Here is a 1,698-nt window from a genome sequence, read left to right on the forward strand (position 1 = left end):
GCCACGGGCATGGTGCAGCACGCGCCAGACCAGCACCGCCGCGGCCGGGATGGCGAGCAGGGCGAAGGGGTCCACGCGCCGGTCGGACAGCCAGAATACCACCGAGGGCGCCACCGCCAGCCCGGCCGCCACCAACACCAGCGCGACCCAGCCGAGCCCGGCCAGCCAGCGCGGCGCGGGGCGGCGCAGCGGGTCCATCGCCCAGGCCCCAGCCAGCAGCATCAGCGCCGGGAAGGCCGGCAGGACGTAGTGTGGCAGCTTGGTCGAAACCGCCTCGAAGACGATCCAGGTCGGCGCCGCCCAGGCGAGCAGGAAGCGCGTGCCGGGCTGGAGGCGGGAGGCCCAGGCCCCCGCCAGGGCGCGCAGCACCAGGAAGGCACCGGGAAAGGCGGTCAGGCCGAAGATCAGCAGGTAGGTGCCGGGCGGCGCGCCATGCGCCTCCTCGCCCGAGCCGACCTTGGCCAGCATGTCGTTGCCCACGGCCTCGGAAAAGAAGCGGCCCTGGGTGGCCACGCCGATCGCCACCAGCCAGGGCACGCAGAGCAGTAGCATCAGCGGCACGCCCCAGCCGGGCCGCAGCGCCCGCAGCCAGGGCGCGCGGCGGTCGGCCACGGCCAGGGTGATGCCGGTCAGCAGCGGCACCATGGGCCCGATCGGCCCCTTGAGCAGGATGCCCGCCCCCAGCGCCAGCCAGAAGCCGGCGGCCTGCCGGGGCGTGAAGGTGCCGGGCGAGAGATAGGCCCGGCCCATCAGCCCCATCGAGGCCGCCACCGTGGCGAGCAGCGCCGCGTCGGTCTTGGCGATATGCACCTCGACGCAGAGCAGGATGCTGGCGGCCAGCAGCGCCGCGCCGAGGAAGGCCGCGCGCCGCCCGACCAGGGCCCGGCCGAACTGGAAGGTGGCCAGCACCGCCAGCCAGGCCCCCAGGGCGGAGGGGATGCGGTAGGCCCAGATCCTCCCCCGGGCCGGGATGCCCACCGCCTCCAGCGCCGTGACGGCGCCGGCCTGAGCCCAGTAGATGCCGACGGGCTTCTTGTTGCGTTCCTCGTCCTGCACCCGGATGCGCACCCAGTCGCCGCTTTCCACCATCTGGCGGGAGGCCTGGGCGAAGCGGCTCTCGTCGCGATCGCCGGGCGGCAGGGTGAAGAAGCCGGGGAGCCAGAGGAGCAGGCAGAGGAGGCTCAGCAACAGCCTTGGCCGCCGCGCCTCCGGCAGCCTGTCGAGGAGATGCTGCACCAGTCGATCGATCCCTTGGGGCGACGGGATGGCGAAGGCCGGAACCCGTCCAACGAGGCATGGTTCTTCCGCGTTCCCGTCCGGGACCATGCGCGGTGCCGGAACGGGAACGGGCGCGGGGAAAAACACTCCGCGGCCCTGCCGCCTCTAGCATGCGCGGCACGGCGGGGACATACGGAGCGTGACATGACTATCAATCCGACCAGAAGCACCGCCGCGGCGCTGCTGACCGCCGTGCTGGAACGCCACCGCCCGCTGGAGGAAGCGCTGGACGCGTTGCCGCCGCTGGAGCCGCGTGACCGGGCCGCCGCGCACCGCCTCGCCTCCCATGTGCTGCGCCGCCTGGGCACGATCGACGCGCTGCTGGAGCCCTGGCTGCGGCGGGAGCCCCCGGCCCCGGCGCGGCTGGCGCTGCGCATCGGCACGGCGGACCTGCTCCTGCTCGGCACGCCGCCCCATGCC

At 74.1% G+C, this 1,698-nt stretch carries 2 protein-coding genes; one reads left to right on the forward strand and one right to left on the reverse strand.

Annotation, left to right across the window (positions count from 1 at the left end):
• Positions 1-1,236: glycosyltransferase family 39 protein (locus tag ROTAS13_RS24120; RefSeq protein ID WP_075823631.1), on the reverse strand; the 1,236-nt coding region annotated here is incomplete at its 3' end.
• 186 nt (positions 1,237-1,422) lie between these two features.
• Here ROTAS13_RS24120 and ROTAS13_RS24125 point away from each other — a divergent pair.
• A partial coding sequence (locus tag ROTAS13_RS24125) for a transcription antitermination factor NusB (RefSeq protein ID WP_305793735.1) occupies positions 1,423-1,698 on the forward strand: 276 nt, incomplete at its 3' end.

Origin of the sequence: Roseomonas sp. TAS13, assembly GCF_001950415.1 — a bacterium.
In the GTDB taxonomy this organism is placed as follows: Bacteria; Pseudomonadota; Alphaproteobacteria; order Acetobacterales; family Acetobacteraceae; genus Roseomonas; species Roseomonas mucosa.